The organism is Streptomyces sp. NBC_00075 (genome assembly GCF_045041225.1).
Classification (GTDB): Bacteria; Actinomycetota; Actinomycetes; order Streptomycetales; family Streptomycetaceae; genus Streptomyces; species Streptomyces adonidis.
The window spans coordinates 1485033-1498710 of record NZ_CP108243.1 but is presented as its reverse complement, the minus strand read 5'-3'; the positions used below and the strand labels follow the sequence as shown (position 1 = coordinate 1498710).

10 protein-coding genes are annotated in these 13678 nt (G+C 70.9%); 4 read left to right on the top strand and 6 right to left on the bottom strand.

The features are described from left to right. Positions 1-16 precede the first annotated feature (16 nt). Positions 17-1399, bottom strand: a complete 1383-nt coding sequence (locus OG787_RS06555; RefSeq protein WP_405534543.1) for an MFS transporter — start codon at positions 1397-1399, stop codon at positions 17-19. Continuing rightward, the gene (locus tag OG787_RS06550) at positions 1396-1983 is read right to left on the bottom strand and encodes a TetR/AcrR family transcriptional regulator (protein ID WP_369031763.1); all 588 of its coding nucleotides are present in this window, start codon (positions 1981-1983) and stop codon (positions 1396-1398) included. Before OG787_RS06550 ends, OG787_RS06555 begins: the two co-directional genes overlap by 4 nt. A gap of 95 nt (positions 1984-2078) precedes the next feature. On the opposite strand from OG787_RS06550, the gene OG787_RS06545 reads away from it, so the two are divergent. Both OG787_RS06545 and OG787_RS06540 read left to right on the top strand, forming a co-directional pair. Continuing rightward, entirely contained in the window at positions 2079-2516 is a 438-nt protein-coding gene (locus OG787_RS06545) for a PPOX class F420-dependent oxidoreductase (RefSeq protein WP_369031764.1), read from the top strand. 112 nt (positions 2517-2628) lie between these two features. Next, positions 2629-4734 carry a tetratricopeptide repeat protein gene (locus OG787_RS06540; RefSeq protein WP_405534542.1) on the top strand — a complete coding sequence of 702 codons (2106 nt, stop codon included), beginning with the start codon at positions 2629-2631 and terminating at the stop codon, positions 4732-4734. A gap of 281 nt (positions 4735-5015) precedes the next feature. On the opposite strand, the gene OG787_RS06535 is transcribed toward OG787_RS06540, so the two are convergent. The 3 genes from OG787_RS06535 to OG787_RS06525 form a co-directional block, all read right to left on the bottom strand. Next, a complete protein-coding gene (locus tag OG787_RS06535; protein ID WP_405534541.1) occupies positions 5016-6728 on the bottom strand; it encodes a hypothetical protein in 1713 nt (570 codons plus the stop codon). A 286-nt stretch (positions 6729-7014) separates the two neighbouring features. Beyond that, positions 7015-8370 (bottom strand): MFS transporter, encoded by a 1356-nt coding sequence (locus tag OG787_RS06530; protein WP_405534540.1) that lies wholly within the window; start codon positions 8368-8370, stop codon positions 7015-7017. Positions 8371-8579: 209 nt separating this feature from the next. After that, positions 8580-9242, bottom strand: a complete 663-nt coding sequence (locus tag OG787_RS06525; protein WP_369031768.1) for a TetR/AcrR family transcriptional regulator — start codon at positions 9240-9242, stop codon at positions 8580-8582. A gap of 121 nt (positions 9243-9363) precedes the next feature. Between OG787_RS06525 and OG787_RS06520 the strand changes: the two genes are divergently transcribed. Beyond that, positions 9364-10242: a shikimate dehydrogenase gene (locus OG787_RS06520; RefSeq protein ID WP_369031769.1), complete on the top strand. Its 879-nt coding sequence runs from the start codon at positions 9364-9366 to the stop codon at positions 10240-10242. A 96-nt stretch (positions 10243-10338) separates the two neighbouring features. Beyond that, entirely contained in the window at positions 10339-12123 is a 1785-nt protein-coding gene (locus OG787_RS06515) for a bifunctional sugar phosphate isomerase/epimerase/4-hydroxyphenylpyruvate dioxygenase family protein (RefSeq protein ID WP_405534539.1), read from the top strand. Between the two features lie 19 nt (positions 12124-12142). Here OG787_RS06515 and OG787_RS06510 read toward each other — a convergent pair whose 3' ends face one another. Next, complete coding sequence (locus OG787_RS06510) at positions 12143-13606, bottom strand: membrane-associated oxidoreductase (protein ID WP_405534538.1); 1464 nt, start codon at positions 13604-13606, stop codon at positions 12143-12145. Positions 13607-13678 lie beyond the last annotated feature (72 nt).

Sequence of the window (13678 nt, the reverse complement as noted above, 5' to 3'; positions counted from 1 at the left end):
CCCCGACAGGACCACCTCAGGCCTCAGAACCCCCATGGTGACGCAGAGAGTGGGTGGCCGTCGCCCTGCGATCACCAAGATCCGGCAGTTTCAGGGTGCCCAGAAGCCCTACGACCGCTATACCCGCGAGCACGGGCAACGCAGTCCGCAGCCCGCCGGTGACGGTGGCGAGCGTGGCCGCCGTGGCCACCCCGAGGACCGGTCCGACGTTCATCGCGGTCTGCTGCAACCCGCCCGCCACCCCCGCCGACTCGGCCGCCACATGCCGTACGACGACGGCTGTCGCGGTCACCATCACGGTGCCGAAACCCGCTCCGAGCAGCAGGAATCCACCGCCGACCGCCCCCGTCCCGGCCGCCCGGAACAGCACGAGCACCCCGAGCGCGAGCAGCGCCAGCGCGGCCACGGTCGTACGCCGGGCCCCGTAGCGACGCAGCAGCACGGCGGCCACCGGCGCCCCCAGCACCATCGCCGCGCCACCCGGCAGCGCGGCCAGACTCGTCCGCAACGGGTCCATGCCCAGCTCGTCCTGGAGCACATAACTGGCCACGAAGAGTGTGCCGAACATCGCAGCGGACGCGGCCACGAGAATGCTCAGAGCGGCCCCCACGACCGCCGACCCGAGCACCTCCGGCGGCAACAGCGGATCGGCGGCACGCCGCTCATGGCGTACGAGGAGCAGGCCCGCGCCGGCCGCCGTGAGCAGCCCGAGGACGGCTGACGCACTCCAGCCGTGCTCCGGAACACCGACGAGCGTGTGCACGAGGCCGGCGAGGGCCAGCGCGAGCAGGGCGGCACCGGGGAGGTCGAGCCGCGCACGTCCGGCCTCGGGAGACGGAGGCGGGCCCGGAGCGCGTACGACCGACGCCAGGACGCCCAGCACCAGCGCCGGTACGACATTGAGGAAGAACACCGACCGCCAGCCCAGGTGGGTCACCAGCACCCCGCCCACCAGCGGACCGGCCGCCGCGGCCACCCCGATCGCACTGGTCCGCCACGCGATCGGCATCCCCAGCCGGTCGGGCGGGAACGCGGCGCGCAGCATCCCGAGCGTGGCGGGTTGCAGCAGCGCGCCGAACACGCCCTGGAGGACGCGCAGTCCGATCACCCAGCCCACTCCGGAGGCGACCCCGATGCCCGCCGACACCGCCCCGAAGCCCAACACCCCGATGGCGAACAGTCGTTGATGCCCGTACCGGTCCCCGAGCCGTCCGGCGAACACCAGCAGACTCGCGACCGCGATGAGATACCCGGTGCTCGTCCACTGGACCTCGGCGAAGGAGGCGTGCAGGTCCTGTTGCAGGGTGGGCTGCGCGATGGTCAGCACGGTGCCGTCGAGAGCGACGACCACCGCCCCGATCACACTGCTTGCGAAAGTGACCCGTCGATGCGCGCTCACCGCTCCTCCGGCCCGAGGTGCGCGTCGAGGGCGGTACGCAGCAGGGGTACGAAGTCGTCGGCCCCGGTGGTGAGTTGGAGGCTGCCCCAGGCCCACAGCTGGGCGATGCCGTAGAGGTTCGCGAGCAACGCGCCCGAGACGAGCCGGGCGTCGGCATCCGGCCGGACCTGCCCGACGAGATCCACCAGCAGCGCGAAGACGGGCAGACTGGCCTCGCGCAGCCCCAACGTGTCGCTCTCCAGCAGATCGTGACGGAACATCAGCTCGTGCATGCCCCGGTTGGCGAGCGCGAAGTCGAGGTACACCCGCCCGAGCAGGGCGATCTGCTCCCGGGGCCCCGCCGAACCGCCGGTCCCGTACCGACTCTCCTCGATCGCCCGTTCGCCCCTGGCCGCCAGCTCGGTGAAGCCACGGCGGGCGATGGCCGACAGCAGCTCCAGATGGGTCGGGAAGTAGCGGCGGGGGGCGCCGTGGGAGACGCCGGCGCGGCGGGCGATCTCCCGGAGGGTGAGCGCGTGGATGCCTTCCGTGGTCACCAGGTCGACGCCGACATCGATCAGGCGGGTGCGTAGGGAGTCACTCATAGACACTGTCTACCAGTGCGCGGTAGACAGTGTCTACCGCGCTCAAGCGGGCGCAGCTCGGAATGGAGTCGCATGGGCGCACCGTTGATGAAGACATGACTCAGGACGACACGCAGGACGCGCTCCTCAAGCTGCTCTCCGAGTACGCCGGCGGAGTACTGACGACCCTCAAGGCGGACGGCCGCCCCCAGCTCTCGAACGTCAACCACGCCTACGACCCCGACGAACGCACCGTCCGCGTCTCCCTCACCGACACCCGCGCCAAGACCCGCAACCTGCGCCGGGACCCGCGCGTCTCCTACCACGTGACCAGCGACGACCGCTGGGCGTACACCGTGGTCGAGGGCACGGCCGACCTGACGCCGGTGGCGCGGGACCCGTACGACGAGACGGTCGAGGAGCTGATCCGCCTCTACCGGGCCGTGCGCGGCGAGCATCCCGACTGGGACGACTACCGCACGGCGATGGTCCGGGATGGGCGGCTCGTGCTGCGGATCAGGGTGGAGAGGGCGTACGGGATTCCGCCTCGCTGAGCGAACGAGGGTGGCTGACCCTCCGTCAGGGTGTCCGTTCTGCCGCTAGGGTTGATCCACAAGGCGGCACAACGGCCGTGCTGGGCACGGGAGACGGGGAGGGCACGGGATCATGGATCCGATGTCGATGGGCGCCATCGGTGCGGTACTCGGAGCCGTCGGATCGGGCATGGCGAACGAGGCCGGACGGTGGGCGTGGGAGTCCGCCGGAGGTGTGGTCCGCCGTATCGCGGGGCGCGAAGTCGTCGCACCCACGACCCCCGGACAGCTGACCGAGGTCGCCCACCTCGTCCACGACCGAGTGCGGAACGACCCCCAACTCGCCCGCGCCTGGACCCTGTTCGCCCAGGGTGTGCCCGCACAGGGCGCCATGTCCGGCACCTTCGCGGGTCGGCCCGGACTGCCGGCCTCTCCGCGTTTCTTCACGGACCGTCAGGAAGCGCTGAAGGCCCTGGACAAGGAGGCCACCCGCGCCTTCGACGGCCGCCCCCGGCTGGCCCTGCTGCACGGCCCCGAAGGCATCGGCACCAGCACCCTCGCCATCCACTGGGGCTGGCGGCAACAGGCCCGATTCCCCGACGGACAGCTCTACGCCGATCTGCGCACCCTCGGACCAGACGCCGCCCTCGGCACCCTCCTGCGCCAACTCGGTCTGCCCGACGAGGAGATACCGCCCGCCGCAGCCGACCGAGCCGACCTCTTCCGGAGCTGCCTCAGCGACCGACGGCTCCTCCTGGTCCTCGACCACGCCCAATCGGCGGGCCAGGTAAGGGCGTTGCTCACCTCGGCCCCGGGCGTCGTCACCGTGGTCGTCGCCCGGCAGCCGCTCGCCGGTCTCGACGCGCTGCGCGTCCCGGTCGGCCCCCTGGCCCGCAAGGATGCCAAGCAGCTGCTCACCGACCTGGTCGGCAAACCGGCGATCGGCGCGGCCCGCGCCACCCTGCCCGGCGTACTGGACCGCTGCGCCGGCTCCCCGTACGCCCTACGGGCAGCGGCGCCCCGCCTGACCGCAGAGGTCCCCTCCCCTGAGAGCCCCGCCGCCGATCCGGCCCGGGACGCGGTGGGCAGGGCAGCCGAGGACTCCTACCGCCTGCTGCCCCCTGCCGCAGCCCGTCTCTACCGCCTGGCAGGCCTGTACGCCTGGCCTGCCCTGGACGCCGCCGCAGCCGCACGGGCCGCCGACCTGGACGAGGCGGACGCGACCCGCCTCCTCGAAGAACTGGCCGCCGCGCTGCTCCTGGACCCCACGGAGGTCGGCCGCTACCGCTACCGCCCGGCAGTACGCGCCCACGCCGAGCGCACCGCCGCCGCCACCGACGGCATCGCCGCGTGCTCGGCGGCCGTCACCCGCACGGTCGAGCACTATCTCCACCTCGCGGTGGGCGCCGCCCAGGCCGCCCTCCCGGAGAGCTGGCGCGTCCCCGCCGGAACCTCGCCGATCTCGTACGGCGACCGGGGCACAGCTGTCGCCGCTCTCACCGCCGAGGCACAGAACCTGGTCCAAGCGGTGTGCGCGGCCGAGGAGTTCAACGACTGGGACACCGTCGTACGCCTGTGCCAGGCACTGTGGCCGCTCCAACTCAAGGCAGGCCACCACGACATCCTGCTCCCCGCACTCCAGGCAGGCGCACGAACCGCCGACGCCCACTTCCCGGGCAGCCGAACGGCAGGCTCCCTGCACGCCCAACTGGCGCACACCTACACGGAGTTGCGCCGCTGGGACGAGGCAGAACCGGAGGCCGTTGCGGCGGCCCGGGATGAGCAGGCCGCCGGCCACACGCGCGGCCACGCCTCCGCCGTCGAGTTCCTGGGCCTGCTCCGCCTACGCCAATGGCGCTTCACCGAGGCACACGACTGCTTCGACGAGGCGTACCGCATCCTCGACGGCATCGGCCCCACCGACGAGGGCGCCGCCGATCTCCCACGCGCCCGCGCCCTGTTGGAGCGCCACCGGGGCCGCGCACTACGGGGCCTCGGCCGCCGCGAGGAGGCCCGCGACCACCTGGAACAGGCACTGTGCTTCTTCCGGGCCACCGGCGAGGCGTACAACACCGCCCGCACCCTCACCGACCTCGCCGAAACGCACCTCGACGAAGCGGAGTTCACGGCAGCACTGCCCCTGGTCGAGGAGGCGATCGCGTCCCTGGGCCAGGAGAACGCCGGTTACCACTTGGCCCACTTGCGGAGGCTGCGGGAGCGGTGCGTGAGCCGCGGGTGACTGAGGTGGGGCGGGCGCCTGCCTCGCCGTAACGTGCCTGGGCGGCGGGGAGGTTGTGGCTGCGCTGCCGTTGGTCGAGGTGGTGATCGAGGCCCTCGGTCGGGAGGTTGTCGGCCATTGTCTGGTCGGCCTGCGGAGGTCGCGGGTGCGGCGGGTGACTGGGGTTCGGTGACGCATCGGCTTCGCTGAAACGTGCCTGGTCGGTGCGGAGTTCGCGGGCCTTGGCCATGAGACTGGCAGCCACCACCTGACCCACCTGTGCACGTTGCGCCAGCCGTGCGTCAGCGTCGTGTGACCGTGGCCCGGTGGGCGACCCCGCCCGTTCGTACTGTCAGGCCCTGGGCGATCAGCTCGTCCAGGGACTTGCCTGCGGCCAGCCATGCGTACAGGGCCGAGGCGTAGGAGGACGGGTCGGCGTCCGCACCCGACTCGGCGTGCAGGGACAGGAGTTCGCCGTCGCGGGTGCGGACCGTGCAGTCGCCGGGGGCGCTGACGTAGGCGGTCATCGCGCACTGCGGGTGCAGGGACAACGCCTCCGTCGTCCACTGTTCCGGTGAGCCGAAGCGGGCGTCGTCCGGTTCGCCGTACCGGAACACCACGTCCGCCAGGGCGAGTTGGTGGGTCTCGCGCGTGTCCTCATGTGCGGCCGTGTGCAGCTCGCCGGTGCTGTCGGCGGGCGGGTGCGGTCCGGCGTACCGGGTGACCTCGATCTCGCAGGCGCCCAGCAAGCGGGTGAGTACGAGCAACGGCACGGTGTGCGAAGGGGGTTCGTACGGTGGCAGGGGGAGCGGTTCGAGCAGGGCGGGTTCGTCCGGTTCGGGGATGCCGAGGGCGTCGTAGAAGAGGCGGCGCAGCCGGGTGGCCGACTCGCCGGGTACGGAGCTGATGAACTCGGCGGGTTCGGGGCGGGGCCGGTGGTCGCGGACCACCCGCTCCAGCTGGATGCGCAACGGGAGTGCCGGGTCGAGACGTGGGGCGTCGCGCACGAAGTCGTGGACGGGGGCGTCGGGCGCGAGGCCGACGAGGGGAGCGGCGCCCAGCAGAACGGGGGTGCCCAGGGCCGCCGCGTAGTAGGTGACCGAGCCGTGGTCGCCGATCACCGCGTCGGCCGCGATCAGTGCTTGGCGCCAGCCGTGCAGGGGGTCGATCAGTGCGAGCCCGGCGCGCTGTGCGCGGTCGAGCCACGCGCGGATCTGCCCGGGGCCGTGGCCGTGCCAGATGTTGGGGTGCAGCACGGCCGCGAACCGGTACTCGTCGGCCGGGAACTCCGAGGCCAGCCGGGGGAGGAGCGACGGAAGGACGTCGTCCCCGCCACCGTCGCCGAACAACGACTCGGGGTTCCAGGTGGAGTTGAGGAGTACCAGTCGTTGGCCCGTCCTGACACCGAGGGCCCGGCGATAGCGCTCGCGGTACGGGCGCGCCGCGAGGATGCGGTCCCAGCAGGGGTCCCCGGCGAGCACCGCAGTGGGCGCCGCCTCGGGGCAGGCGGCGCGCAGTCGCGCGTACTGCTCCGGATGTGAGAGGACGAGCGCGTCCGCGACGGGAACGCCGTGCTCGTCGAGCAACCACTCGGGCGACATCCCGAAAACCGGCCCGCCGACTTCCGAACTCCCGCCGCCCGCCGTTGGGTGTTGGGTGTTGGGTGTCGTCAGCCTCTTAGTGTATCCGATTCCGTGGGACAATATAGTCAAGTGTCCGATAATGTCCGAGAGTTGACCGCCGAAGCTCGCCGAGACAGCCAACGAGACCGGAGTCTCGACCGCCTGCTCCCACGGCAGCACTGGCACCCCCGTCCCCGCCAGCAACTCATCGACCCCCGACCTGAACGCCGACGACTCCGTGCAGGTCACGAGCAGTTGGACCCTGAAGTCGTCGTCGAAGAGCGGCATTATGTCGAGGAGTCGGGTCGCCGAGGTCACGTTGTGGACGACGAGCAGGACCTTGAGGCTCCGGCCCCGCGTGGCCCAGCGTGCCGAGTCGTCCCCGACCGGCACCCGTATCCACCCGGCCCCCGACACTCCCTCGCCCGCCCGCCTCTCGCGCCTGTGATCGGGCAACGATAAGTCAACCGCGGAACCGCGCGCACCGGCCGCCCCTGAAATCGGCCGGTACGCGCGGAGGCTCTGTTCTTTTGTGCTCGTTTTGGCCGATGTTGTTGCGTGAAACGTCAACTGTCAACCATGCGACGGGTATCAAGCAGGTGTCAAGTGGGGCACTCTGGATGGAAATGACCAAGTCCCCGGACAGCCCAGGGCTGTTCGGGGACTTGGGGGGAGAGGATCAGGCGGAGACCGTCGCGCGCTCCGCGACGTTCTCGGCGCCACGCTCACCGAGCCGCTCCGTCGGCACCCGGTGCGTCTCGCGCGCCGTGATCGCGGCCAGCACCGGCGGGATGCACAGCGCCGCCGTGAACAGCGCGACGGAGAACCAGTCGTCCCCGTCAGGGCCGGCGATCTCCGCGGCGAAGGTGACCGCGAAACCGGCGACGGCGAAGCCGATCTGCGTGCCGATCGCCATGCCCGACAGACGAACCCGGGTCGAGAACATCTCGCCGTAGAAGGAGGGCCAGATGCCGTTCGCGGCGCTGTAGACCACACCGAAGGTGATGATGCCGAGGACCAGGATCAGCGGGTACGAGCCCGTGGAGATCGCCCACAGGTAGACGAACATCATGACCCCGCTGCCCGCGGCGCCGGCCAGGAACACCGGGCGGCGGCCGATGCGGTCGGACAGCGTCGCCCACAGCGGGATCGCGGCCAGCGCGACCAGGTTGGCGAGCGCGGCCACCCACAGCATGGACGAGCGGTCCATGCCCACCGCGTCGCTGGTCGCGTACGCCAGCGCCCACACCGTGAAGATCGTCGAGACCGAGGCGACCAGCGCACCCGCGATCACCCGCAGGACGTCCGCCCAGTGCTCGCGCAGCAGGATCAGCAGCGGCAGCTTCACGACACCCTCGGAGGCGGCCTGCTGGGCGAAGGCCGGGGTCTCCTCCAGCTTGCGGCGGATGACATAGCCGACGACGGCCACCGCGATGCTCAGCCAGAACGGGATGCGCCAGCCCCAGGCCAGCAGCTGGTCCTCCGGCATGGCCGCGATCGGGATGAAGACGAGGGTGGCCAGGAGCTGACCGCCCTGTGTGCCGCTCAGGGTGAAGCTGGTGAAGAAGCCGCGCCGGCCCGGTGGCGCGTGTTCGAGGGTCATGGAGTTCGCGCTGGCCTGCTCGCCGGCGGCCGAGATGCCCTGGAGGACACGGCAGAGCACGAGCAGGACCGGGGCGAGGGTGCCGACCTGGTCGCGGGTGGGGAGACAGCCGATGAGGAACGTCGAGACGCCCATCAGGATCAGCGTGAAGACCATGATCTTCTTGCGGCCGAGACGGTCGCCGAAGTGGCCGAGGAAGAGCGCGCCGACCGGGCGGGCGGCGTACGCGACACCGAAGGTGCCGAGCGACAGCAGCGTCGCGGTGGCCGGGTCCGAGTCGTCGAAGAAGATCTTCGGGAAGATCAGGGCAGCCGCACTGCCGTAGATGAAGAAGTCGTAGTACTCCAGGGCGCTGCCGATCCAGGCGGCCGTGGCGGCTTTCCTTGGCTGGCCGCCCGGTGGGGCGTCGAGGGGTGCTGCGGGGACGGACACGGCGTGCTCCTTCGAGGGAACTCCAACGTAGGCGGAGTGAGCGGAGGGGAGAAGTGCCGGATCCCGGGGGGTGATGGGACGGCCGTGCCGGGAGCTGCCGCTGCCCGGCTAATTAACCCACTGGATAGTTAGTAGCGGTTGGCTACGGATGTTGCGCTCACGTTTCCCGGGTGTCAAGAGGTCGTGCCGAAGGATCTTTCCGCCGGTCCTCAGGCCGTACGGTCCGCCGTCAGATAGGCGATGACCATGTCGCCGAGCATCGTCCGGTAGTGCTCCCGCTGGTCAGGGGCCGTCAGGTCGCGGCCGAACAGCGCGCCGAAGGTGTGCCGGTTGGCCACCCGGAAGAAGCAGAAGGAGCTGATCATGGCGTGCAGGTCCACGGCGTCCACGTCGGCCGTGAACAGGCCCGACTTGCGGCCCGACTCCAGGATCCGGTGGATCACCTCCAGTGCCGGCGAGCCGATCCGCCCGAGCTGCTCCGAGCCGGCGATGTGCTGGGCCTCGTGGATGTTCTCGATGCTCACCAGGCGGATGAAGTCGGGGTGCGCCTCGTGGTGGTCGAAGGTCAGCTCCGCCAGGCGCCGGATGGCCGCGACCGGGTCCAGATGCTCGACGTCGAGGTCCTGCTCGGCCTGCCGGATCACCGTGTACGCGCGCTCCAGGACGGCCGTGAACAGCTGCTCCTTGCCGCCGAAGTAGTAGTAGATCATCCGCTTGGTGGTGCGGGTGAGGGCGGCGATCTCGTCCACCCGGGCCCCCGCCAGACCGGCCCGGGCGAACTCCTTGGTGGCCACGTCGAGAATCTCGGCCTTGGTGCGGACGGCGTCGCGGATGCGCCCGCCGTTGTGTGCCGGTTCTTCGACGCTGGTCATCGGGTTCCTTCGGGCGAGGGGCCAGTGCCGTGAATTCTAGAAGCACACCGAGGGGCTTCCCCGTGGCCCGGTGATGCTGATATAGCTAACGTACTAGTTCGTACATTAGTGGAGGTCGGTCGTGGCCAAGGACTCGTTTCTCGTCGGGCTCATCGGCTCCGGCATCGGTCCGTCACTGAGCCCCGCGCTGCACGAGCGGGAGGCCGACCGGCAGGGGCTGCGCTATCTGTACCGGCTCATCGACATCGACACGCTGGGCGTTCCGGCGCAGGCGGTCGGCGATCTCGTACGGGCCGCACGGGACCTCGGATTCGACGGGCTGAACATCACGCACCCCTGCAAGCAGCTCGTCATCGAACACCTCGACGGGCTCGACGCGCAGGCCGAGGCGCTCGGCGCCGTCAACACCGTGGTCTTCGAGGACGGCCGCGCGATCGGCCACAACACGGACGTGACCGGGTTCGCCGCGTCCTTTGCGCGTGGGCTGCCCGACGCTCCGCTGGAGCGGGTTGTGCAGCTCGGTGCGGGCGGGGCGGGCGCGGCCGTCGCGCACGCCACGCTCACGCTCGGCGCGGGGGAGGTGACCGTCGTGGACGCGTTGCCCGACCGGGCGGCTGATCTTGCGGCTTCCCTGAACCGGCACTTCGGTGCGGGGCGGGCGACCGCCGCGACCCCTGACCGGCTGGCGGCGCTCATCGGCCGGGCCGACGGCATCGTCCACGCGACGCCCACCGGGATGGCCGCCCACCCCGGGTTGCCTTTCCCGGCCGAGCTGCTCCATGCGGGTCTTTGGGTGGCCGAGGTGGTCTATCGGCCGTTGGAGACGGAGCTGTTGCGTACGGCACGCGCGGTTGGCTGCGCCGCTTTGGACGGGGGTGGGATGGCTGTGTTTCAGGCTGCGGATGCGTTCCGTCTCTTTACTGGGCGTGAGCCTGATGGCGGGCGGATGTTGGCTGATATCGCGGAGTTGGCTGGGGCTGCGGAGAGCTCGGTGGGCTAGGTGGTGTGGCGGCTGCGGGTTGGTTGTGGCTGGTCGCGCAGTTCCCCGCGCCCCTGAAGGGGCGCTGTAGTACAGGCATCTTCAAGGAGTGGGCCCATGCGTACATCCATCGCCACCGTGTCGCTCAGTGGCTCTCTGACCGAGAAGCTCACCGCCGCCTCGCGGGCCGGGTTCGACGGGGTTGAGATCTTCGAGAACGATCTGCTCGCCAGCCCGCTCTCGCCCGAGGAGATCCGGGCGCGCTGCGCCGATCTCGGTCTCACCATCGATCTCTATCAGCCGATGCGTGACATCGAGGCCGTGCCCGAGGACGAGTTCGCCCGGAATCTGCGTCGCGCCCGGCACAAGTTCGAGCTGATGCGGCGGCTCGGCACCGACACCGTGCTCGTCTGCTCCAGCGTCTCCCCGCTCGCCCTCGACGACGACGCCCTCGCCGCCGCCCAGCTGAGCCGACTGGCCGACCTGGCGCAGGAGTTCGGCGTCCGCGTCGCCTACGAGGCGCTTGCGTGGGGACGGCACGTCAGTACGTACGACCACGCCTGGAGCATCGTCGAGACGGCCGGCCATCCCGCGCTCGGCACCTGTCTCGACAGCTTCCACATCCTCTCCCGGGGCTCGGACCCGAAGGGCATCGAGGACATCCCCGGAGAGAAGATCTTCTTCCTCCAACTGGCCGACGCACCCCTGCTGGCCATGGACGTGCTCCAGTGGAGCCGCCACTACCGCTGTTTCCCGGGGCAGGGCGGCTTCGACGTCGCGGGCCTCCTCCAGCACGTCATCAGGGCCGGATACGACGGACCGCTCTCCCTCGAAGTCTTCAACGACGTTTTCCGGCAGGCCGAGGCCGGACCGACCGCCGTGGACGCCCGGCGCTCCCTCCTCGTCCTCCAGGAGAGCATCGGCCTCGCCCCGCTGCCCGAGCCCGTCGTCCCCACCGGCATCGCCTTCGCCGAACTCGTCACCCCGGACGCGGAGCCCGTCTCGGCGGTCCTCGGCGCGCTCGGCCTCACCCGTACGGCACGCCATCGCAGCAAGCCCGTCGACCTCTGGGAGCGCGGGGAGGCCCGCATCCTCGTCAACACCGGACCGTCCGCCCGCCGTGACGGCACCGGGCTCGCCGCCGTCGGCCTGGAGTCACCGGACCCCGCAGGCGCCGCCCGCAGGGCAGAGGCTCTCCTCGCCCCGGTCCTGCCCCGCCGCCGCGCCCCCGAGGACGCCCCGCTCGACGCGGTGGCCGCCCCCGACGGCACGGAACTCTTCTTCTGCGCCACGGACCGCCCCGAACTCCCCGACTGGCGCACCGACTTCGAGACCCTGGAGACAGCCGAGCCCGGCGTCGGCCGCATCGACCATCTCGCCCTCACCCAGCCCTGGCACCACTTCGACGAGGCCGCCCTCTTCCACAGCAGCGTCCTCGGCCTGAACGGCCGGGAGAGCGTCGACGTCGCCGACCCGTACGGCCTCTTCCGCAGCCGGGCCGTCACCAACTCCGGTGGCAGCGTACGGATCGCGCTCGCCGTCGGCCCCGCACCCACCGAGGCCGAGACCCGCGCCCAGCACATCGCGCTGGCCACCGACGACGTGGTCGCCGCCGCCGGGCGCTTCCGGGCGGCAGGGGGCCGACTGCTCCCGATGCCCGCGAACTACTACGACGACCTCGCGGCCCGATACGAGTTTCCCGAGGGCGAGTTGGCGACCTACCGCGAACTCGGCATCCTCTACGACCGCGACGCACAGGGCGAGTTCAGGCACTGCTACACCCGGACCGTGGGCCGCGTCTTCTTCGAACTGGTCCAGCGCGACGGCGGCTACCAGGGCTACGGCGCCCAGAACGCACCCGTGCGGCTCGCCGCTCAGCACGCACAACGCCCGGTCCGGTAAAGGGAGTTGTCCCGCACCGCTATTGCCGGGTGACACTCCTGCTCACACCGGCGATGACCGTCGTCGCCAGGATCCAGCCGGTCAGGATGAGGACGTACGACAGGTACTGGTACCCGCCCGCGGGCGCGAAGGCCCCCTCTTGGCCGAAGGAGATCACCGGGAGGAGCAGGTCCAGAGTGAAGAAGACGGGGTTGAACTCCGGGGCCTCGGACGCCTTGAGCGGGCGCGGATGGTGTGCCGCGTACGCGATCGAGCCGGCCGCCAGCAGGGACAGCAGCCAGACGGCGGCGCGCAGCGGGCGGAAGCCGTAGCCGACGGTGAGGTCCTGGAGGTGGCCCCACACCCGGCCGAGCCAGGGCAGGGTGGTCCGGTGGCGACGCAGCGTGGCGAGCTGGACCTTGCGGGCCGACGCCTCGTCGCCGATATGCCGGTAGGCGGCGGTCAACTGTTCGTAGGAGTGGGAGATATAGCCGTCGCCGTCGCGTTCCAGTAGGGGGATCCGACGCTCTGCGGGCTCGTACGGGGTAAATGCCGTGTAGCTGAGGTTGTTGAAGAGCGCCTCGCCCGGTACGACCTCCGGTTCGAAGCCCAGGACGTCGATGCGGGCGCGGCGGAGATGGAGGGTGCCGTCGAGCGGCTCGCTGCGGAACAGCCACAACTCGCCGATGGTGGAACTGCTGGCCCGCAGGGCCATGCCGTCGGGGTTCGACAACCGTGACCACATGAGGTCGAGCCGCCCCGGAATGCGGGCGCCGCGCAGGTCGATCCCGCCCTCGGCGCGCAGTCTCCGCGCCCGGACGTCGGCCCGCACTTCGAGGGACTGTGCGCGCAGGGCGTGGCCGCCGGGATTGCTCAGCTCGGCGCCCTCCAGATTGATCGACCCGCCCACCGTGGCACCGTCGAGGAGCACCTCGCCCCGCACCCGCAGTCCCGGCGCCGCGAACCCGTCGCCGAGCACCGCCTGATGGAGCTGGAGCACCGCCACGGAGGTGTCGGATGTGGTGACTTCGGCGCCGTCCATGAAGAGCGCGCCCGCTATCTCCGCACCGGCCAGTCGCACCGGTCCCCGCACCCGGCAGTTGGTCATGCGCAGCGGACCGTCGATGCGCGTACTGGCGAGGTTGACCGCAGGGAGCACCGAGCCACGCAGATTCAGCTGACGCAGCCGGGTGCCGTAGAGGTCGGGCGACTCGTCGAAGTGGCAGTACCGCAGATGCAGCGGGTGGTCCACGATCGCGTACATCAGGTTCAGATGCCCGGTGATGCGGGCGCCCGAGAGCCTGAGTCTGGGGATCTCGCCGTCCTCCTGCGGGGTGCTGAGCAGCAGGGTCCGCAGCACCGGGGCGCGTACGGTCCGCTCCGGTCCCCAGTCGGCGCCGTCGGCCGCGTTGTCGCCGCCCGCCTCACGGAAGTCCACGGGCTCACCCGTGCGGAAGGCCTGCCACACCTGTGCTTCGGCCGCAGTCAGCTCGTTGATCTCCACCGGGGCGACTCTGACGCGCCCCCGACACACATGTCAATCGGGCCCGGGGACAACGCCCCGGGCCCGATCGCC